This window comes from Rhizobium sp. P1_B8 (assembly GCF_056406515.1).
The window spans coordinates 70,353-89,917 of sequence record NZ_JBFTZZ010000002.1 but is presented as its reverse complement, the minus strand read 5'-3'; the positions used below and the strand labels follow the sequence as shown (position 1 = coordinate 89,917).

Genomic DNA, 19,565 nt, shown 5'->3' with positions numbered 1-19,565 from the left:
AGCTCGCCGAGCCGATCCTAAACGGTGCTGTCCTGCAAGCCAGCGCAGCAGCGCTTCACTACGGACAGGTGAGTCACGGTAATGTCGGACCGGGACGGCCTAGACTTCAAGCTGATCGGTTCTGACGTCAACCTTCTCAGCCGTATCCAGGCCACTTGCGGCGATCTTGCGAGAACGGTCTTGATGTCCAGGGCTTTTAAGAAAGCGGCTGAGCACGCCAACGCCGAACCAGTCGGCTGCCACAGCCTCAAGGGGTTTGAAGCCTATCGAGCTTTTCGCTCTGAACTCGCCCGACACAGCAGGTTAAAACTCAGGCCTATGCCGTTCTCCCTGAAAAGGTGGGCCGTCTCAAAGGCGGAAGAGACGGCCCAAGCGGGCCTCGCTAGGCCGCTGGCCCCGGCGGAGGGGAGGACGCCGGAGCATGTCGCTGGTCTTAACAAATGTTCGAGAGTGGAGGTCAACGACAGGTACAGGCTAACGCGATCGGGCGGACGATTTAAGTGCACTTAAGTATTGGTAGGTCCGTTGCCTCCCTTGCTGAGCTCCTTCCAATACCATCGTCCAATTGGTGTGGCGCAGGGAGTGGCGGATTGTAAGCACATCGATCGGCAGGATTTGCAGGGTCTTTGTCCGATTTCGCCTTTTGAAGCGAGTCTCAGACAGAAATGAGCACGATATTATGTCCGCAGAAGGTCTGCTCGAGTTGATCGCACGAAGTGTGGTCCCTGAAACAGTTGAGCCAGGTGCGGAGATGATGTCCCGAGAGGTGGTGTAGTTCGATAGCGGTGGTCATCGGAGTTAGTACCGGCTCTGCTCGATTGGAAAATTTGTTTCGGGCCTGCAGGGAGGCCTGTCTGGACCGCCGGTTGAGCCGCGAAAAGCGCGGCTCCCGGCGGCAGAGTTCTGCCACGAAGCGGTTCGCCACCGTTTCGAAAAAGAGATGACACCGGGAAGTAGATATGGACTCCGCAACCGTTATCAGGACGTTGGCTCATCCGACGCGATTGAACATTTTGAAATGGCTGAAGGATCCTGAACGTTATTTCGGACCGCAGGAGTATCCTATGGAGCTAGGCGTCTGCGCAAATCAGTTCCAGCGCGACGGGATGGCTCAGTCGACGGCCTCCGGTCATCTTAAAGCACTGACAGACGCCGATCTCTTGAGTTCTAGGAAGATCGGTCAGTGGAGATTTTATCGGAGGAACGAGCGCGCAATATCGAATTTTCTGCGGCAGCTAGCAGCAGAAATTTGATTGGAATCACGTGCCTACCAAACGGAGAAGTTCTCTTGGCGCCCGGCTAACGCCCCGACGGAAGCGGCTCCGGTATTCCACCGGCGTCACGTGGATGCGCCTCATGAAGGCCCGGCGAAAGGCACTCTGATCGTTGAAACCACACAACGCCGCAACTCGCTTTAGCGGGACATCGCCCTCTTCAAGCATCCTTCTTGCGGCATCCACCCTGACAGCTTCAACGTAGTCGCCAGGTGTCATGTCCGTTTCGCGTTTGAATGTGCGGGCGAAGTTGCGCGCGCTCATTCCGAGGCGGGATGCCAGCGCGTCGACAGCTAGGTCGTCGGCGATATTTGCTGCTATCCACTGTGTGATGTCGCGAATAGGGCCCATTTCGGAGATCTGAGCTTCAAGATGGACGCTGAATTGGGACTGGCCTCCTGGACGTTGCAGGAAAAGGATGAGCTCTTTCGCGACCCTTAGGGCAACGCCTCTACCGAAGTCTTCTTCGACCAAGGCGAGCGCAAGATCCATACTCGCCGTCACGCCGGCACTGGTGTAGACGGCACCGTCCCTAATGAAAATGGTATTCGGCTGCACGTCTATCGCGGGAAACATTTTTTTTAGCCGTGTCGTCGAATTCCAGTGCGTCGTGGCTCGTCGACCATTCAACAGACCTGCGCTTCCCAACAAGAAAGCTCCCGTACAGATAGAGGCCAGTCGGCGCAAACTCAGGGATCCGCTTTTTACCCATTCGACCAGGTCACGGTCCGCCTCGAAGTCTTTAACGCGCGGGCTGCCGGCGATCACTAACGTGTCAAATCCGTCTAGAGTTTGTTCGATTGTCCGATCGGGGAGCAAACGACCGCCATTGGAAGTGACGATCGGCTCCAAATCCCTCCCCACGATAGCAAGCTGGTATCCTGCTCTTCCATTGATCAGGTTGTTTGCCTCAGAAAACACGTCCATCGGTCCTGCGACGTCCAGCATCTGAACGCCTGGCATGGCTAGTATTGCTATGCGCATGAGACGCCTCCTTGCGCCCGGCCCAAGTCAGTCGACCGCCCCTTGGTCAACTTTGCCGGCGGTTGCAGCTATCGGGCAATTGGCATCGTTTTAGTCGTAGTTCGCGCGGAGCCGAGTGTACTCGGTTACGAGGGCGAGCAGTGAAAACGACCGGTTTAGACCGCTAGGGTTCGGCAATACCCAGACTTCTGCTCCACCGAATGTCACAGCTTGCCGACCCCAATCAAAACTTTGAGCTTTGATAAGACCAGCGAATGCCGGTTTGCCGAGAAACGCAAGTTTCCTCGGTCGAAAAACTTCGATTTTGCGTTTGAATTCCGGGGCGGCGAAGGCGTAGTCCTCGGGACCAAGTTCGGCGGCACCTTTCGTCGCGCGAGATACAAAAGCGGTGATGCCGCAACCGTAGTCCAGAATCTGTCGCTCCTGTTCGGCGCGCAGCAGATAGGGGGTAAACCCCGAAAGATGAAGTACGCGCCAAAACCGGTTGCTTGGAGATGAAAAATTGTGGCCGTCCCGGACAGCAGAGGTTGCTGGGTTCAGTCCGCAGAAAACCACGGGTAAGCAAGGCGCCAAAACATCAGAGAGCCCCGCAGAGGCAGCCGCGGGGCCTGGCGCTTGGAAAAGGGGAACAGGGTCACTCATACAAGTGCGCGACCCTCCCCAGTGATAACGGAACCGAGATCGATCGCCTCATCTGAAAGGATCATTTCGTTATGAGCCTTGCCGGAAGGGATCATTGGGAGGCAGTTCTCCGTCTTTTCTACTCGGCAGTCAAAGATCACCGGACCTGGATGAGACAGCATTTCTAGAATTTTCTCATCGAGTTCGGCGGGCGTCTCTGCTCTCATGCCTTTGGCGCCATAGGCCTCCGCCAACTTCACGAAATCTGGCAGGCTTTCCGAATAGGAGTGACTATATCGCTCGTCGTGGAGCAATTCCTGCCATTGTCTGATCATCCCCATGTACTCGTTATTGAGAATGAAGATCTTGACGGGGAGTTTGTACTGAACCGCCGTGGACATCTCCTGCATATTCATCAGGATGGACGCCTCCCCGGCGATATCAATGACCGTGCCCGTCGGGTGAGCGAGTTGCGCTCCAATTGCCGCGGGAAGACCGTAGCCCATGGTGCCCAGCCCGCCGGAAGTCATCCATCGGTTCGGTTCCTCGAGGCTGAAGAACTGTGCTGCCCACATCTGGTGCTGCCCTACTTCCGTCGTCACGTAAACGTCCCGGTCGCGGGTCAGCGCGCGCAATCGTTCGATGGCATACTGTGGCTTGATGACCTCGTCAGACTTTCGGTAGCCGAAGCCGTTACGTGATCGCCACTTTTCTATTTGCTCCCACCACGGCATAAGCCTTTCCTGACGGTTTGTGCGCAACGATTGCGGCCACGCGGCGATCATATCTTCGAGAACTGAGCAAGCGTCACCTACAATCGCTACATCCACCTGGACTAGCTTGCCGATCGACGAGGGATCTATGTCAACATGGATCTTGCGGGAACCGGGAGAGAAAGCCTCCAACCTACCGGTAACCCGATCATCGAACCGGGCGCCCACACAAAACATGACGTCGCAGTCGTGCATAGCGTGGTTCGCTTCATATGCTCCGTGCATTCCAGGCATCCCGATCCAAAGCGGATCGGACGCGGGAAACGCTCCCAAACCGGTCAACGTGGATGTAACCGGGGCGCCCAGCAAAGCCGCGAACTGTCTAAGCCGCTGGCTCGCTGCAGGACCGGAATTGATTATGCCGCCGCCGCTGTAAATGATGGGCCGTCGTGCTTCCGCCAGTAAGGCTATCGCCTCGTCAATAAGCACAGGATTCGCCTTGGTCTGCGGCTCAAAGCGATGAAGCGGCAGAGCGTCGGCCGGGCCGACGTATCGTCCGGTCTTGACCTGGATGTCTTTTGGGATGTCGATGACGACTGGACCCGGTCTACCCGTCGTTGCGACACGGTAGGCCTCATGCAAGACATGCGGCAGCTCCTCGACGCTTCTGACCAAGTAGCTGTGCTTCGTACACGACCTAGTTATGCCGATAGTGTCCGCCTCTTGGAACGCGTCCGTGCCTATGAGATGCGTGGGTACTTGCCCCGTGATGACGATCAGGGGGATCGAATCCATGAGCGCGTCCGCAATTCCGACAACCGTGTTAATCGCTCCAGGTCCGCTGGTCACGAGGACCACGCCGGGCTTTCCGCTGGAGCGGGCGTAGCCTTCCGCGGCATGTGCCGCGCCTTGTTCGTGGCGAACTAAAATATGACGCAGCCTCGGCTCGTCGAGCATCGCGTCATAGATTGGCAATACGGCGCCGCCTGGGTATCCAAACAGCACTTCGACGCCACGATCTGCGAGCGCTCGGACGACCATTTCGGCTCCCGACATTTCATTAGGCGCGGGCGGCATAGCGTATTCGTTGGGTTTCATACTTAAATTCCACTCGATATCAGGAAGCTGCGTCGCTTCTCATCCACACGAGTATAAAGAATTTAAGGGTGACCGATTTGTCTCGTTGAGGGCAAAAACGGACAGATGCTCGTCCATTGCTGCCAGCGCCCGTCGCCCAACGCTTGAGCTTCATCTCGAGAGACCTGTTCCTGCGATGTGCCCCATGAGCCGCCGGACGGATGATACCTGATCAAGCTCGTTCACTAGCAATTTGAACCAGCTCAGCCCGACCCAGAGCGTGACTTTGTCGTCTACGTCTTCCGCACGGACCTGACCTCGCTCCGCACCTCTCTTCAGCATCTGCCTGACGTCGGCGGTCCGAGCGGGGAGAAACCGCTCGCGCAATGCCTCCAGCGCCTCAGATGCGCCCTGCGCTTCCGCTATGAGGCTTTTCAACGCCGCACCCGCCGGATGCTGTGCCCAGAATCGCCACAAGCTGATGGTGTACTGCTCCAGGTCGTCCAAGAGGTCGCCGGTATCGGGGACCGGGACAGACACATGGCGTTCGGCCGTGTAGATCGCGATGAAAAGATCCGCCTTCGTCGGGTACCACCGGTAGATCGTTGTCTTCCCCGATCCGGCCCTTCGAGCGACTTCCTCGACTGAAAATCCGGTGTACCCCTTCTCGGAGATCACGTCACGAGCCGCCGCCAGCACGGCCGCCTCGGCCTCGGGATTCCGCCGAGCTCCGGTGGACTTGCGAGGTTTAGCGAGAGGTTTTGGCAGACTGGTCATACTTCAGGGGTAACCCAAGTTTAAGGTCCGGATCAACAGCGAAACGCGAGCCCTGATCAGGAGCTTGACGGTGGCGCGCGCGGGATGAAGCCTGGAACGCCGGTGTCGACGACCGAATTGAACCGGATCTCGGTCTCGATCTTCTGGCCGATCTCCATCAGCGCTTCCTCCGGAATAGAGAGAAGGTTGGCGTTTTCAAGGATGCGGCTGGGCGTCACCGACGTCGTCAGAAATGCGGTCCCTCGTTGCGCGGCCCATGCAAGAGATACCTGGGCAGGCGTCATATCAAGGCGCCTGGCGATGTTCTGGATCACCGCGTCCTCAAGGAGGTTCGGTTCCATGCCATGCCCCAAGGGTGCGAAAGCTAGAAGAACGATTCCTTCCTTCTTACAGAATTCGAGCATCTCCCACTCGGGGAGATAAGGGTGCGATTCCATCTGAACGATCGCGGGCTTTATCCTTGCGGCTTCCACGACCAGCTTCAATTTCGGCAGTGTAACGTCGGAGAGACCGATCGCCCTGCATCTGCCGCCATCGACAAGCGCTTCCAGCGCCCGCCATGTGTCGATCAAATTCACCTGATCATCGTAGATGACGGCACCATGCTCGTCGCGAGGATCATGGTCATCACCGGGCTGGAAAGCGAAGGGCGTGTGTATGAGGTATGCGTCGACATAGTCTACCTGCAGCCTCCGGCAGCTTGCGTCGAACGCAGCCTCGACCCGCTCTGGCCTGTGATTGGTGTTCCAAAGCTTCGTGGTGATGAACATATCTTCTCGGTCAACCACACCGGCGCTGAAGGCGTCCTGCAAAGCTTCCCCGATTACATGCTCGTTCAGATAACGCTCCGCGCAGTCGAGGTGCCGGAAGCCACTCTCGATGGCCAGCGTGACCGCTTCCCTTGTAGCCGTAGGGCTGGGTATCAACGTCCCGAAGCCAACGACTGGAATGTCGCCGCGGCCGTCCAAGAGCGGGATGCGGCGATCGCGAGGTGCTGTCGTCTCTTTCATTTCATACTCCTTGATTGAGAAAATCATCGATGCGCCAACGCTCGTTGCGCCGTCGTCGCAGATGTCAGGGTCGAATTTTCTGCTAGCCATCCACGTCGACGCGTTGTTCGATCGTGAAAAGTTCTTGAGTTCGGCTGACCCCTCGCAGAGCGTGCGTACCAATCGAAAGCAGGGGACCCTCGTGGTGGTCCGCCTGCAGTGCGGAGGCAAATGGCGCCGATATCAGCAGGTCTCTGTCGAGCGAGCGATAAAGGGAGGCAATCCGGCTGACCTCGTTTACCGCCGGCCCGATGACGGTGAAATCCAATCGCTCTCGTCCACCAATGTTGCCGTAGAAGACTTCGCCAAAGTGCAGAGCCAGATAGACTTCGGTCACGGCGCGGCCTACGATCCTGCGTCGCGCGTTCAGATCAACGAGCTTCTTGTCGAGCACGCCACGCCCGTGCAGCGCGGCAGCGCAGGCCTCTTGCGCGCAGTAGTTCCTCTGAAGATCGCGAGGGTGCCGTCGCCTATCAGCCTGAGCACTTCGCCGCCGGTTGCCTTCACGGACGAGGTGACCGCCTCGGCGTAGTCGTTGAGCATTGGGATGACTTCCTGAGGATCGGACATGTCTGAGATGCTGGTAAAGTTGGCAAGGTCCGAAAAGGCTTCCGCCCGTGCCCAATCCAAACTCGGACAACCTCTCGATCGCCTGATTGGAGTCCCATCGGAAAGCACGACGCTCGTACATTGGATGCAGCGCCTCGATCACCGCGCTGGCTCGTTCCACCGGAACGCCAGATGCCGCGCAACGTACGCAGAACCCGGCCAGCAAATCGATCTCCGGCATCCCTTCAAGACCCGCCTGCATTAGCCAAGCGGTCAACTCTGCAATTTGCTTGGTTTTCATCGACATGTCGAGAACGGTCCGTCAGCTCGGATATGCGGTCAGCGGGTCGTAAGTGGATGGGCGGGCGAGGGGGCCATGAGAGAGACGACGAGCAGTCCAGCGACCGCCGCAGCAAATGTGAGCCAGAAGCCGTCGATATAGGCTAGAACGCTGGCCTCTCTTTGCACGGTGGACGCCAATACGCCCAATCCGCGCTTTACTGCGTCCGCGGACGTCAAGCCGCTCGAAGAACCGGAGCCAAGACTGGCAAGCATCGAATTCCATCTTGGTGTCGTTCCTGTGACGTGTAGACCGATAAGGTTGGAGTGCAACTGCTCGCGCTGCCGGATCCAGGTGGTCATCGTGGTTGCGACCGTCTCGGAGCAGATCAGGCGCATAACCTGGACATAAGCCGTGAGCGACACGGCGCGCGCAGGGTTCACATTGCTGAAAAGCGTGGCGACGGCGGCAAGGAAGACCAGTTCTTCTCCAAAAATCTGCAGAACGACTATCAGACGGAATTCCGGCAGCGCCCAAAGGTTCGTGAGTTCGGTTCCCAACCATGCCGCTACTAGAAAACAGGAGAAGCCGAGGATCAGGGTGGCCCGCTGCTTGATAGTTCTTACCAGCACCACCGCAGTCCCAGTCGCCACCAGCAGGAGTGCGATGGCAAGCGGCGCAGAGAAGTCGCCCACTTGCTCGGGCCGCAGTCGCGTCACCGAGACCAAGAAGTTGGGCTCGAGTAGCGAGCTCCCCAAGCTGGTGGTCATGAAACAAGCGATGGCTGCAAAGCCCAAGGCCACATTTCGAGAGAAGAGCACAGAAATATGCGCCCAGGGATGCGCCACGCTCGCCTCATGCCAGAGGAATACGATTACCAGAAACACGGTGGCGATCATCAGAGAGACGACCATCCCGGATCGAAACCAGTCCAATCGATTCCCCTGATCCAGTGCAAAATAGAGCGTGGTCAACGCCACGCCGAACAGCGCCATTCCGCCCCAGTCCGCACGGCTCAGCAGCTCACGGTCAGTCGCGACTGGCTTCGCGCCATACCAAAATAGGATTCCGACCATGGGAGCAATCAAGGCTCCCTGCCAGTAAAGCCATTGCCAGCCGATCGTCTGGGTGTAGCTTCCCGCCGTATAGAGTCCCAGATTCTGCGCGAACGGTATCCGGAGGACGTAGAAAGCCAGCGCGAATATCCAGTACCTTCGATCGAGATTCTTGAACGCTATCATCAGCGTGGCGCCGACGAACATCCCGAGCACCACCGCTCGCAACGCGTGAAGGACTGCTAGAACTTCGAACGAATGCTGGAAGGGGATCAGAACCGATACCGTCGAGTAGAGCGCCACAGGGACGGTCATTACTCGCTTGACGCCAAAGACGGCTATCAACCAGCCGACGCTCGGGGCGACCAGAATTTGAGGTGCAGTCGCGAACGTGCTCAGCCAAGCGCCTTCGTCGAAGCTCAATCCGAACGCTCCTCGCAGGTCAGCAAGACCGATGTTCGCCAAACGGACATCGAACGCGGTCAGTATCGACGCCAGAACCATTGCCACCGCAACGAAACCCTGGCGTGGCAGATCGCTGGACTTACTCATGGGTTTTGGCCCCTGTATCGATCTTCGTGATGACCGACATTCCCGGCCGAAGCCTTTCGAAGTGCGGCTGTTTTGCGTCAAGCTCGATGCGAACCGTCAGGCGCTGAGCAACTTTGGTAAAATTGCCGGTGGCGTTGTCGGGAGGAAGCAGGGCGAAGGTCGAGCCGCTCGCAGGCGAAATCTTCGCCACGGCCCCATGAAACGTCTCTCCCGGAAGGAGGTCCGCTGTGACGTCGACGGCCTGCCCCTCCCGGACTCTCGAAAGTTGATTTTCCTTGTAGTTCGCGAGGATGTAAACGTGGGGAAGTGGGACTATCGAAATCAGACTGGTGCCAACGCTCACATAATTGCCAAGTTGCACGTTCCGTCGGGCGACAATGCCATCGATCGGCGCACGAACGCTTGTGTATCCGACGTCCAGCCGACGGGCAGCGACGTCCGCTTCGGCTAGATCGACATTCGCCTGCAGGACTTCGCGTTGTTTGGCGAGCACTTCCAGCTTCACCTGTTGCGCAGCTACATTCGCGTTGGCCGTCTTCAAATTCGCTGCGGCCCGCTCGAATGCCGCCGTAGCCTTCTCCAGGTTTTGAACCGAGCTTGCCCGGCCGTCCAGGCCCAGCCGCGTCTGGCGCTGAAGCTCCTTGTCAGCCTGGACCTTATCGGCTTCTGACGCATCGCGTTGCGCTGCGGCTACGTCGATCTGGGTGAATTGAAACACGCGCTGCGTCGAATTGTCTTCGAGTTGGGCGCGGGCTGCCTCAAGCTTTGCCTCGGCGGAACGAAGTGCCACTTCATACGGCTTCCGGTCGATCGAGAATAGAAGATCGCCAGTTTTGACACGCGAATAGTCCGCGACCGGCGCCAGCTCGACGGTCCCCCCGATACGCGCGCTTACCGACGAGACATCAGCGAAAACCGCTGCGTCGTCTGTGGATTGAAGGCTTCGAGCGGCGACCCACGAATCCCAGTTCGCCCCCGCTGCGACTACGGCGCCAAGTGCTATGATGATCGCCGAGCCGGGAACGATCAACGATGAACGGTTGCGCGCTTCAACCACCGGAGCTGCCGGAGCTACTGGAGCCGCGGGAGCCTTCAGCTCCTGGCCGTTCCCCGCAGGGGCCACGAGCGCTGTTACATTGTTTTCGGGTGCCAACTCTGGTTCCTTTCTTCTACCACGCCATGACTTCATTCGTGTGTTGGACCGTGGCGGTCCACAATTGGAGGGTTGGTTCGCGCTTCGGTCCTTGAAAGGCGACTGGTTTCGTCGACGGACGAGCCACCAGCAGTCACTCGAAACCCCACGGAAGTTATATAAACGATACGTAGCGTATCGACTAGATGGGCCTCATGAAATCGCGCCGGTACTGCTATTCGTTTTCGCTGACACTGGGCGGGTATATGAGACCACCCGACGGCGCTTGACGCCACAGAACTTAGGTATCGACGATACTATCGTATGATAGCTCGACGCGACGTGAGATGGTTCGATAGGCGCGCTGAACGCTCCGCCCTCGATGGAGCAAAAACTTCTGAGGTGGCCGATGCCCCGACTATTGTCTGTCAACGTAGGTTTGCCTCAAACGATATCCTGGCACGGCAGGGAGGTCCTAACTGGCATTTGGAAGGCACCCGTTGTCGGGCCCAGGATGGCAAGGCGCCTGAACATCGATGGTGACGGCCAGGGCGACCTTGCGGGACACGGCGGCGAGAACCGTGCTGTCTACGTGTACCAGATGGAATCCTATGAATATTGGAAACGTATCCTCGGTCGGAGTGACTTCGTCTTCGGGCAGTTTGGCGAAAACTTCACGGTCGAGGGGTTATCGGACGCGGAAACGCGCGTGGGAGACCGATATCGGATCGGGAAGGCGCTGTTCGAAGTCTCGCAACCTCGCGTGACCTGCTATCGTCTCGGAATCCGCATGGATGTCCCAGAGATGGCGGCGCTGCTGGTCTCCCACGGACGGCCGGGGTTCTATATGCGAGTCCTGGAGGAGGGGTTGGTTGAAGCGGGCGACGATGTCGAGCAAGTCGCCGTTGGTCCCGAAGGGTTGACGATTTCAGAGGTCGATGCCTTGCTTTATAAGCCGGACCATCCCCTCGACCGTCTCGAAATCGCGATCGGCAGTCCCGCATTGAGTTTCGGCTGGCGGCAGTCCTTCGAAAAGCTGAGGGCGGCCAGCCTCAGCTGGCACGCCGTCGGTAACGCAGGTCTGGCGACGCAGCCGCAGCTTGATCCTGCGTGGGAGGGATTCCGCCAATTTCGAGTTAGCCGGAAGACGCACGCGAGCAGCGACGTCGTCACGCTGGAGTTCGAACCGAGCGACGGGCTCCCGATAGGAGACGCCCTTCCTGGGCAGTTCGTCGTAATCGAGTTGAAGCCAACCGCTTCGATCCCGTGGCTGAGAAGCTACTCCCTATCAGCTCGACCTGACGGTAGGCACTTTTCCATCAGCGTGAAGCGTGAAGTCGGTGGAAGCGCCAGCGTCTACATCCACAACACCCTGGTCGTCGGAGACGTCGTCGGCTTGAGCGCGCCGCGCGGCGCGTTCGTTCTTCCGCAAGGTGACGGTCCCATAGTGTTGATGAGCGCCGGGATTGGCGTGACGCCAGTGTTTGCAATGCTCGAGGCGATGGCGGCTCAAGGCACCCGCCGGGAGGTTTGGTGGCTTCACGGCGCGCGGAACGGTCTACAACATCCATTTGGTGAAGCTGCCCGTCGGCTTCTGTCGTCGATTCCACGCGCCCACAGCGTGATCTGCTACAGCTCGCCGACGGCGGCGGACGTCATCGGACGTGATTACGACCGCAGATCTCGGCTAAATTCGGATCTGGTCGAATCCTTGTCCTTGCCCATCGACGCCGATTACTGCATATGCGGCCCCGCTGGTTTCATGAGCAATCTGATCGAATTTCTCCGCTCGGCTGGGGTGGATGCGGGCCGTATCCATTCCGAAGCATTCGGGCCGGCTGCTTCGATCACGCCCGGCATCGCGGCGGTCGAGGGCCGTCGTCCGCATCAGCCGGCGGGAGAACCTGGGACTGGACCATTGATCTCGTTCGCCAGAAGCGGCCTCAGCGTCGCTTGGAGTTCGAACTACGATAGCCTGTTGCATTTGGCAGAAGCCTGCGATGTGCCTGTGCGCTGGTCTTGCCGAAGCGGCGTCTGCCACACCTGCGAGACTGCACTAATTTCGGGTGCGGTTGCCTACGAGCCGCAGCCATTGGACAAGGCTGCGAACGGGAACGTCCTAATATGCTGTTCCAAGCCCAAAGCTGACCTGATCCTCGATCTTTAACGGCCGGCGGATTAGACGTGCGCCGTTTAGCGAGCTGCAAGAACCGAGATCTGAGCGCCTCGCTTCGACCGCGCCGTTTGCACTCGGAGCATAGTTTATCGCTTCACGAGCCATCGAATGCTTCCGATAGCGATGGCCAGCACGACGGCACTTGAAACGAACAGGAGGACCGGCGCCATAAATCCCAGCACTGGACCATCAGTTCGCGCTGCCATCTTCATGGAGGCGCTGGTAAGGGCAGTAAGCCCGAACGTAATTCCCCAGTAAGATAGATCGAGACTCTTTCGCCTGATCCAGGGGATGAGACGAACGAGTATCAGCAATTGAAGAAGGCCATATCCGAAGAGAGCGTGCGAAAGCGGGTCCGGATGCCCCACGGTGCCACTGAGATACGCAAGGCATCCGACCGCAGGCGGCGCCAGTTGGATGCCCAGCATGGGGCGCAGTAACTCTGGCAACTCCTTGTTTGTCAGAAGTCTGTGCAGGACAACCGATTCTATCGCCAACCAAGAGAAGAAGCCGGCTCCGAACGCCAATTGGCTCCAGTCTGAGTGGCCGAAAGCGCCTGCGGCGATGGCGGTTACGAAGGATCCCGCGCCGGCTGGGAGATACAGGGCGGCGGTCGTGGAGACGGGATCGCGGTTTCCTTCCCACAGGGATCCCGTCAACCAAATTGCGAATAGGAGGGTAAATATCGCTCCGAATGCGAAAAGTGTCGCTCCTGCAAGCAAGGAATACGGCTGGACACCAAGTGCGATAAGCATCGACGACACGCCAAGAAGCCCGACGAAGCAACTCTGCACCGGATTGTGGTACTCGGCGAGAGCTTCGTCTCGCGCAATCGCCCATTTTGTTAGAAACAGGAGGGTGAACACTATCCAAATCGCGCCGGCACAGAGGTAAATCACTTCGCCGATGATCGCCGGGAGGCTCCACAATTCCGCAGCAAGGCGCCAATTCGTCGCGAGCCCGGAAAGACCTAGCACGCAGCCGAAGTAACTTGCCTGCACTCGGGGAAAATGCGCCGCTGCATAGTTGGATCCCAAGCTTCCGGTATTCGAGATTTTGCTCACGAGCGCCTCCATTTTAGACAGCCAAGAACCTCCGATGACCTAAACGAACTGATCATAGTCAGCTTCTAAGCGATCGGAACGACGCTCTAAGTTCATTGCAAAAAACGGCGGGCTGCTCCCACGCTGCGAAGTGACCGCCATTCGGAAGCTTGTTGAAATGGATGAGATTGACGTATGCCTTCTCAGTCCAGCTCTTCGGCGCGGCGTAGATCTCATCCGGGAAAACGCTGACCGCCACGGGGATTTTCACATTCTTCGGCTGGAAGAAGGCGAGCTTGTTCTCCCAGTATAGGCGTGCCGAGGACACCGCCGTGTTCGTGAGCCAGTACAGCGACACGTTGTCGAGAATGTCATCGCGAGTTAGGCCTTCCTCCGCGCCATCGAAGACTCGTGCTATCAACTGATAGCTTCGAATGTCGTGGTCGATCATCCACGCCGCGAGGCCTACCGGTGAGTCCGCGATACCCACCAGCGTCTGAGGACGGTTCGCCATTTCGATCGCGTAGCCCAGCCCGTGTGCATAAAAGTCCGCGAGCTGATCGTAGGCATGAGACTCGTCAGGCATAAGTCCGTCCGGTTTTCTTCCTCCTGGTTGCAGCGCGGCTGCAATATCGTCGGGAACGGTCGCTGGCATATTAACGTGGATTCCCAGCAGTTCCCGTGGTGCGATAAGGGCCATCTGTTCAGTGACGGCGTCTCCCCAGTCACCGCCCTGCGCCACATATTGCGAATACCCTAGTCGCCTCATCAGTTCGATCCAGGCACGGGCGATGCGGATCGGGTCCCAGCCCCTTTCTTTTGGTTTCCCTGAGAAACCATATCCGGGGATCGAAGGAATCACGACGTCGAAGGCGTCCGAAGCAGCCCCGCCGTGCGCTGCGGGTTCCGTCAACGGTCGGATGATCTTCATCTGCTCGATGATAGATCCTGGCCACCCGTGGGTGATGATGATGGGCAGGGCGCCGCCCACCTTCGACTTGACGTGAATAAAATGGATATCCACCCCATCGATGTTCGTGACGTATTGCGGCAAATCGTTGAGTTTTTCCTCGATCTTGCGCCAGTCGTACTTGTGACCCCAATAGGTCGCCAGCTTCTGTATCGTAATCGATCGAACCCCTTGAGAGTCATCGCCGACGATTTCCGGATCGGGCAAGCGCGTGGCTCTCACACGCCTCAGCAGATCATCCAGTTTATCCTGAGAAGCTTTGAATTTAAATGGACGGATCTCTGAAGCAGGCTCCGCTGCAGCGACGTCGCGACGGGAAAGGACGGTCAGCACAGCAGCCGAAGCCACGCCGACGAGCACGCCCCTGCGGGTATATTGCGATAACGTAGTCACCGTACTCTCCTGCTTCTCGTTAGCGGCAAGCCTCTCACCAATAGGGGTTTCGATCTATTGCACCATGGTGTCGGGCGTCGCGAAACGGTCCGGGCCTTGCCTTCGAAACCGGGGCCCAGGCACACAACAGTGTCAGGCTCGCCATAGCTCAACGAAGGAGCATCCGACGGTTGAATGTGGAGTCGCGACCAGACCTCAGGTCTGTCAGCGATGGAGCGCAGAGGCGATTGCTTTACGAAGATCGTCAACGCACAGCGGCTTGTACAGACAATCGATAGCTCCCATTGAAATAAGCCGGTTTTGAAGGATTTCGTCCTCGACGCCCGTGATAAATACAATTGGAATATTGCGTCCGCTGGAGATCAAGGATTGAAAGAGTTCCGGACCAGACATCGCCGGCATCGCGACGTCCACAACGATGCATTCCATCTCATCGATCCGAGGAGAGCGTAAAAATTCACTCGCGGATGGAAATGTCTCGACAAAGAAGCCGAGAGAGCCAAGCAGGACCGACAGAGACTCGCGCACCGACACATCATCGTCAACGACGGATATGAGCGCCCGCCGATCCACCATCTTCACCTCCAAAGACGGGCCCCAGCCCCTCTTCTTTTGCGTCCACCGCCGAATGTCTCATGGCGCAACATCACGCATATACTCCCGAAAACCCAGAGTGTATTGGACGATAGTATCGGGTGTGAAGAGCGGTCGCGTAGACCTATCTTTCGCCCAGTGCCTCTGTGTAGTGGCCAAGCCTTGCTTCGACATCCGGGTTTTTCTGGAGACCCATCTCCATTAGCCTGGTGATATTCTTTTGTGCGACCGGCCGCTGCACGGACGTGATGAAGGCGTCCCATCCTGCGCCTATCTCCGGGTCGCTGGGAAGGCTCGCGAAGTCTACAAGCCGCTTCGTATCCGCTATCGCCTGGCGGTCGAAGCCGGATATCCGCAATGCGAGACCGTCGACAAACCCGTCTAGCTGCGTGTCAGGAAAAGCGCGATTCACGTAACCATACTGCGCTGCCAGATCGCCGTTGATGTCGTCGGAGCCTAAGAGTACCTCTAACGCCCGACCACGGCCGATTAGGCGGGGTAGGCGGGCCATTGGTCCTCCGCCTGGAACGAGGCCCGCGCCGACCTCCCACTGCGAGAGGATTGCCTTTTCCTTGCTTGCAAATCGCATGTCGCTTGCGAGGGCGAGTTCACTGCCGACGCCCGTCGCCCGTCCCCTAATAAGCGCAATGCTCACCACCGGAGCTCTGCTGATCCTGACCAGCATGTCTGGGAGGGGATGAAGCCCTGTGGAGCCCGATGGAAGGTCAGTCGAGGCCGAAAGTGGAGGGTCAAAGTCGTAGTGCGTGAGGAAGTAGCCGGGTACTGCGCTATCGAAAACCACGACGCGAAGATTGGGATCGGTTTCGATCTGAGCGACGACGTCTTCCAACTGAGGAATGGTGTCCGGCCCAAAGATGTTGAAGGGCGGGTTGTCGAACGTCACGCGCCAGTATCGCGAGGTTCGTTTTTCGACGTGGACCTGGGGACGCGCAACATTCTTCGATGCACTTTTGGTCAACTGCTCGGATGGAGTACCCGCAGGCTTCGCCGGCCCCGACAGGGCCAACGCAGGGATCATCAGCATAGCGATAGCACTTAAGAACTTCGATGCCGAGGCGAGTGTGGATCCTGCTTCACGCGGTCTAGCTTTCATAGCGGCCTCCAACGGCGTAGCTTCCTAATTGCGGTACGGCTCGATCTCGAACACGAGCTCGACTTCGATGGGCATGCCTAGCGGAACGTTGAGAACCCCTAGAACTATCCGGGGAGGGGCATTTTCGCGACCGAAGACCGCGCTCAACAGATCGGAAGCCCCGTCTGCGACTTTCGGGTGGTCGCGAAAATCTTCCGCCGCCGCGATGTAGACCCCGAGCTTCGCGATGGATCTCACCCGATCGAGCGAGCCGAGGTGCAGCCTCGCTGCCGCAAGGCCGCTCAAGCAAGCCGTCCGGGCAGCGTCGTATCCCTCCGCCGTGGACAGGTCGCGACCCACGACGCCGCTGTAGAGGGGTACATGGCCTACGACTGGAAGCATCCCGCTCAAATAAAGCAGCGAGCCGATTTCCTTCGTCTCGACATAGGACCCGAACGGCGTGGGTGCTGGTGGGATCGACAGCGCCATATCCTGGATCCGGCGTTCCGGCGCAGGGGCTACCATTTGCCAAGATGTGCGCCGTTGTCAACGTGCAGCACCTCCCCTGTAATATTGGCCGCGTCGGTGAGGTAAACCACGCCATCAACGATCTCCTGAACGGAACTGATCGTTCCCATCGGCGACAGTTTTCGCAGTGCGTCCTTCGGGTTGTCCTTGTGCAACGGAGTGTCCACGACCCCTGGTGAAACCGCGTTGAAGCGAATGTTGTTGCTTGAAAATTCAAGCGCGAGGCTCTTGGTGATCGAGTTGAGACCGCCCTTGGTGATTATGGGGACGGATGCGTTCACGCCGATGATAGGGTGGTCTGTCAACGAAGACGTGATGGTAACGATGCTGCCTCCGGTTTCCTGCCTGAGCATCTGTCTCACTGCGTGCTTCGTGAAATTGATGAAACCCTCGATGTTGGTCGCCGACAGAACCCGGAAGTCTTCAACCGTGTAATCCAAAAACGGTTTGGTGAAAAATACGCCCGCGTTGTTAATCAGGGCGTCAATAGAGCCGAACTTTTCTACTGCGCGCTTCGTAACCCGTTCCGCGGTCTCGGGGTGGGCGACGTCACCATCCACGAGTTCGATCTGATGTGCGTTTTCGAAGGGCAGGGATCCCGTAATTCGGCGGGAGGTCCCAACGACGTTCCAGCCTTTGTCGAGAAACGTCTTGACTAACCCCGCTCCGATGCCCTGAGAAGCACCGGTTATCACGATCGTTTTGCTCTTGGTCATGCCTTCCTCCTTAAGGCGGACGCGACTTGCTCTGAGAGCTCGTTTAGTCCGCAACGATTGCGTGAGGGCACCATCACGCTAAAGAGGGAGGGATGATATTGTACAAAGGTGTGTTCAATACCTTGGTATCGATCGGCGGCACGCAGGAATCGACAATCGGGGGCTCGGTAGAATACGACGCTCTAGTACGTCGGCACGCTCGGAGACGGGCTGTGAACGAGTTCGCCTAGGTTTGCCTTTTAACGTTCAGTAAGGCCGCCATGGTCACGAGATCGGGGAGCGAGCGAGCTTCCATCTTTCGCATGACCTGGCCTCTATGCGCTTTCACCGTTATTTCGCTGATGCCGAGCTCGTAAGCCACCTGCTTATTGAGTAATCCGGCGACCACGAGTGCCATCACCTCGCCTTCTCGCCGCGTCAGGGAATCGTGCCGCGCGCGTATTTGGCCAAGGTGAGTTTCTTCCCGTTGGATGGATTCGTTCTGGGCGACCGCCGTCCTCATCACCGCGAGTAGGGCGTTCGGATCTATCGGCTTGGTCAGGAAGTCGCACGCTCCGGCCTTCAGAGCTCTTACGGTCATCGGTATGTCGCCGAAGCCTGAGACGAACACTATGGGCACCCGGCTTCCCTCACTCGTAAGAGCTTCCTGTAGGTCGAGGCCGTCCAGTCCAGGCATGTTGACGTCGAGAACCAAGCAGCTCGGGAGCTGCGGTGGAAGATGAGACAGATAGTCTTGCGCAGAGGAAAACGAAAGGGGCGTCCACCCCACGGAGCGTACAAGGAGTTCCAACGATTCCCGCACAGAATCATCGTCGTCAATGATGATTATCACAGGTCGTGACCGCGCCGCCAGCACACTGGGCGCCAGGTCGCGTCGATCTCTTGGAGGGGTGATGTTATGCAAGACATCCTCCTGTGCCACGCCCGTCGGAAACCCGCCTTACTATTGGGTCGCTAAAACCAGAGGCCATTCGACCCGGACACCGGGCCACGCCGCACACGCAAGTATAGCATTAAAAACATGCCGAACTTCAATTGTCCGATGGTATCGGTTCGATCACGAATTACGACGACAGGCGTGCACGCCCGACAGAAACCGAACCACACTTGACGCTCGGTTTTACGCTCCGGGTCGCCAGGAGACTACGAGTGTGCAGTCGATACTATGGTGCAAATGCGCAAACGTGTGGTGGCGACCATAATGCTCCCGTAGCCCCTTCGGCTGACAACCTACTTGGAGAGCAAATCATGAAGATCCTGATGGTATTCACTTCACACGACATTCTCGGAAATACGGGCCGTAAAACGGGCTTCTGGCTGGAGGAAGGTGCGGCTCCCTACTATGTATTCATCGACGCCGGCGTCGAGCTGACCTTGGCGTCGCCGAAAGGTGGGCAGCCTCCGGTCGATCCGAAAAGTGATCTTCCCGAGAATCAGACTGCTGCGATGACACGCTTCAAAGGCGACGCCGCCGCGCAAGTTGTGTTTTCCAAAACCCGAAAGCTCGAGGACATGCGTTCGGAGAATTTCGACGCAATATTCTACCCCGGCGGCCACGGACCAATGTGGGATCTGGTCGACAACGAACGATCCATCGCGCTAATCGAATCCTTTTACGATGCAGGCAAACCGGTCGCGGCGGTCTGCCATGCACCGGCCGTCCTCCATCGCGTGACATACCAAGGCGTGCCGATCGTTCGGGGAAAGCGAGTGACTGGGTTTGCCAACAGCGAGGAAGAGGAGGTGGGTCTCACGAAGGTCGTCCCGTTCCTCGTGGAGGATGAACTCAAGCGGCTGGGCGGGCACTTCGAAAAGACGGTCAACTGGGAGAGCTTCGCGATTACCGATGGCAGGCTGATCACGGGGCAAAACCCCGCTTCGTCAACCGCCGGCGCCCAAGCTCTCGTGGAGTTGCTTAGAAACGATCGATCAACTAACCGGGCCGCGGCCGGTTGACACTAAGCGGCCTCGGACCCCAATCCGAGGTCG

The 19,565-nt window shown here is 58.1% G+C and carries 17 protein-coding genes and 1 pseudogene; 3 read left to right on the top strand and 15 right to left on the bottom strand.

Annotated elements, in window-relative coordinates:
- Positions 1–959 precede the first annotated feature (959 nt).
- Entirely contained in the window at positions 960–1,253 is a 294-nt protein-coding gene (locus AC1D2N_RS04170) for an ArsR/SmtB family transcription factor (protein ID WP_027687747.1), read from the top strand.
- 6 nt (positions 1,254–1,259) lie between these two features.
- Here AC1D2N_RS04170 and AC1D2N_RS04165 read toward each other — a convergent pair whose 3' ends face one another.
- From AC1D2N_RS04165 to AC1D2N_RS04130, 8 genes and pseudogenes are all read right to left on the bottom strand, one after another.
- On the bottom strand, positions 1,260–2,258 hold the full coding sequence (locus tag AC1D2N_RS04165; protein ID WP_130653783.1) for a GlxA family transcriptional regulator: 999 nt from the start codon (positions 2,256–2,258) through the stop codon (positions 1,260–1,262).
- A 90-nt stretch (positions 2,259–2,348) separates the two neighbouring features.
- On the bottom strand, positions 2,349–2,900 hold the full coding sequence (gene mug / locus AC1D2N_RS04160) for a G/U mismatch-specific DNA glycosylase (protein WP_130748247.1): 552 nt from the start codon (positions 2,898–2,900) through the stop codon (positions 2,349–2,351).
- Entirely contained in the window at positions 2,897–4,690 is a 1,794-nt protein-coding gene (locus tag AC1D2N_RS04155; protein ID WP_245484519.1) for an acetolactate synthase 3 large subunit, read from the bottom strand. Before AC1D2N_RS04155 ends, mug begins: the two co-directional genes overlap by 4 nt.
- A 150-nt stretch (positions 4,691–4,840) precedes the next feature.
- Positions 4,841–5,368 carry a TetR/AcrR family transcriptional regulator gene (locus AC1D2N_RS04150; protein WP_245277550.1) on the bottom strand — a complete coding sequence of 176 codons (528 nt, stop codon included), beginning with the start codon at positions 5,366–5,368 and terminating at the stop codon, positions 4,841–4,843.
- 134 nt (positions 5,369–5,502) lie between these two features.
- Positions 5,503–6,456 (bottom strand): aldo/keto reductase, encoded by a 954-nt coding sequence (locus tag AC1D2N_RS04145; protein WP_130653781.1) that lies wholly within the window; start codon positions 6,454–6,456, stop codon positions 5,503–5,505.
- Positions 6,457–6,538: 82 nt separating this feature from the next.
- Positions 6,539–7,345 (bottom strand): annotated as a pseudogene (locus AC1D2N_RS04140) (adenylate/guanylate cyclase domain-containing protein).
- A 38-nt stretch (positions 7,346–7,383) separates the two neighbouring features.
- Positions 7,384–8,931: an MFS transporter gene (locus AC1D2N_RS04135; RefSeq protein WP_130653780.1), complete on the bottom strand. Its 1,548-nt coding sequence runs from the start codon at positions 8,929–8,931 to the stop codon at positions 7,384–7,386.
- On the bottom strand, positions 8,924–10,084 hold the full coding sequence (locus AC1D2N_RS04130; RefSeq protein WP_245484520.1) for an HlyD family secretion protein: 1,161 nt from the start codon (positions 10,082–10,084) through the stop codon (positions 8,924–8,926). Before AC1D2N_RS04130 ends, AC1D2N_RS04135 begins: the two co-directional genes overlap by 8 nt.
- A 388-nt stretch (positions 10,085–10,472) precedes the next feature.
- Between AC1D2N_RS04130 and AC1D2N_RS04125 the strand changes: the two genes are divergently transcribed.
- Positions 10,473–12,230 (top strand): MOSC and FAD-binding oxidoreductase domain-containing protein, encoded by a 1,758-nt coding sequence (locus AC1D2N_RS04125; RefSeq protein ID WP_130653778.1) that lies wholly within the window; start codon positions 10,473–10,475, stop codon positions 12,228–12,230.
- A gap of 95 nt (positions 12,231–12,325) precedes the next feature.
- Here AC1D2N_RS04125 and tehA read toward each other — a convergent pair whose 3' ends face one another.
- The 7 genes from tehA to AC1D2N_RS04090 all read right to left on the bottom strand — a co-directional run bounded on the left by tehA (position 12,326) and on the right by AC1D2N_RS04090 (position 18,444).
- Positions 12,326–13,303 (bottom strand): dicarboxylate transporter/tellurite-resistance protein TehA, encoded by a 978-nt coding sequence (tehA, locus tag AC1D2N_RS04120; RefSeq protein WP_245484521.1) that lies wholly within the window; start codon positions 13,301–13,303, stop codon positions 12,326–12,328.
- A 58-nt stretch (positions 13,304–13,361) separates the two neighbouring features.
- Positions 13,362–14,645, bottom strand: a complete 1,284-nt coding sequence (locus AC1D2N_RS04115; protein WP_130653776.1) for an epoxide hydrolase family protein — start codon at positions 14,643–14,645, stop codon at positions 13,362–13,364.
- Between the two features lie 204 nt (positions 14,646–14,849).
- Positions 14,850–15,221, bottom strand: coding sequence for a response regulator (locus AC1D2N_RS04110; protein WP_130653775.1), 372 nt, complete (start codon positions 15,219–15,221; stop codon positions 14,850–14,852).
- Between the two features lie 142 nt (positions 15,222–15,363).
- Complete coding sequence (locus tag AC1D2N_RS04105; RefSeq protein WP_130653774.1) at positions 15,364–16,353, bottom strand: enoyl-CoA hydratase/isomerase family protein; 990 nt, start codon at positions 16,351–16,353, stop codon at positions 15,364–15,366.
- A 24-nt stretch (positions 16,354–16,377) separates the two neighbouring features.
- A complete protein-coding gene (locus AC1D2N_RS04100) occupies positions 16,378–16,857 on the bottom strand; it encodes a RidA family protein (RefSeq protein WP_130653773.1) in 480 nt (159 codons plus the stop codon).
- The gene (locus AC1D2N_RS04095; RefSeq protein ID WP_130653772.1) at positions 16,851–17,576 is read right to left on the bottom strand and encodes an SDR family NAD(P)-dependent oxidoreductase; all 726 of its coding nucleotides are present in this window, start codon (positions 17,574–17,576) and stop codon (positions 16,851–16,853) included. Before AC1D2N_RS04095 ends, AC1D2N_RS04100 begins: the two co-directional genes overlap by 7 nt.
- Positions 17,577–17,802: 226 nt before the next feature.
- On the bottom strand, positions 17,803–18,444 hold the full coding sequence (locus tag AC1D2N_RS04090) for a response regulator transcription factor (RefSeq protein ID WP_165403124.1): 642 nt from the start codon (positions 18,442–18,444) through the stop codon (positions 17,803–17,805).
- Positions 18,445–18,824: 380 nt separating this feature from the next.
- On the opposite strand from AC1D2N_RS04090, the gene AC1D2N_RS04085 reads away from it, so the two are divergent.
- Positions 18,825–19,532 (top strand): type 1 glutamine amidotransferase domain-containing protein, encoded by a 708-nt coding sequence (locus AC1D2N_RS04085; RefSeq protein ID WP_130653771.1) that lies wholly within the window; start codon positions 18,825–18,827, stop codon positions 19,530–19,532.
- The last annotated feature ends 33 nt before the right edge of the window (positions 19,533–19,565 follow it).

Bases quoted from the DNA above. Each gene is read 5' to 3' on its own strand.
- AC1D2N_RS04165 (WP_130653783.1), bottom strand. From the start codon at position 2,258: ATGCGCATAGCAATACTAGCCATGCCAGGCGTTCAGATGCTGGACGTC.
- AC1D2N_RS04100 (WP_130653773.1), bottom strand. From the start codon at position 16,857: ATGGTAGCCCCTGCGCCGGAACGCCGGATCCAGGATATGGCGCTGTCG.
- AC1D2N_RS04155 (WP_245484519.1), bottom strand. From the start codon at position 4,690: ATGAAACCCAACGAATACGCTATGCCGCCCGCGCCTAATGAAATGTCG.
- AC1D2N_RS04105 (WP_130653774.1), bottom strand. From the start codon at position 16,353: ATGAAAGCTAGACCGCGTGAAGCAGGATCCACACTCGCCTCGGCATCG.
- AC1D2N_RS04095 (WP_130653772.1), bottom strand. From the start codon at position 17,576: ATGACCAAGAGCAAAACGATCGTGATAACCGGTGCTTCTCAGGGCATC.
- AC1D2N_RS04085 (WP_130653771.1), top strand. From the start codon at position 18,825: ATGAAGATCCTGATGGTATTCACTTCACACGACATTCTCGGAAATACG.
- AC1D2N_RS04110 (WP_130653775.1), bottom strand. From the start codon at position 15,221: ATGGTGGATCGGCGGGCGCTCATATCCGTCGTTGACGATGATGTGTCG.
- AC1D2N_RS04170 (WP_027687747.1), top strand. From the start codon at position 960: ATGGACTCCGCAACCGTTATCAGGACGTTGGCTCATCCGACGCGATTG.
- AC1D2N_RS04135 (WP_130653780.1), bottom strand. From the start codon at position 8,931: ATGAGTAAGTCCAGCGATCTGCCACGCCAGGGTTTCGTTGCGGTGGCA.
- AC1D2N_RS04125 (WP_130653778.1), top strand. From the start codon at position 10,473: ATGCCCCGACTATTGTCTGTCAACGTAGGTTTGCCTCAAACGATATCC.
- AC1D2N_RS04145 (WP_130653781.1), bottom strand. From the start codon at position 6,456: ATGAAAGAGACGACAGCACCTCGCGATCGCCGCATCCCGCTCTTGGAC.
- mug (WP_130748247.1), bottom strand. From the start codon at position 2,900: ATGAGTGACCCTGTTCCCCTTTTCCAAGCGCCAGGCCCCGCGGCTGCC.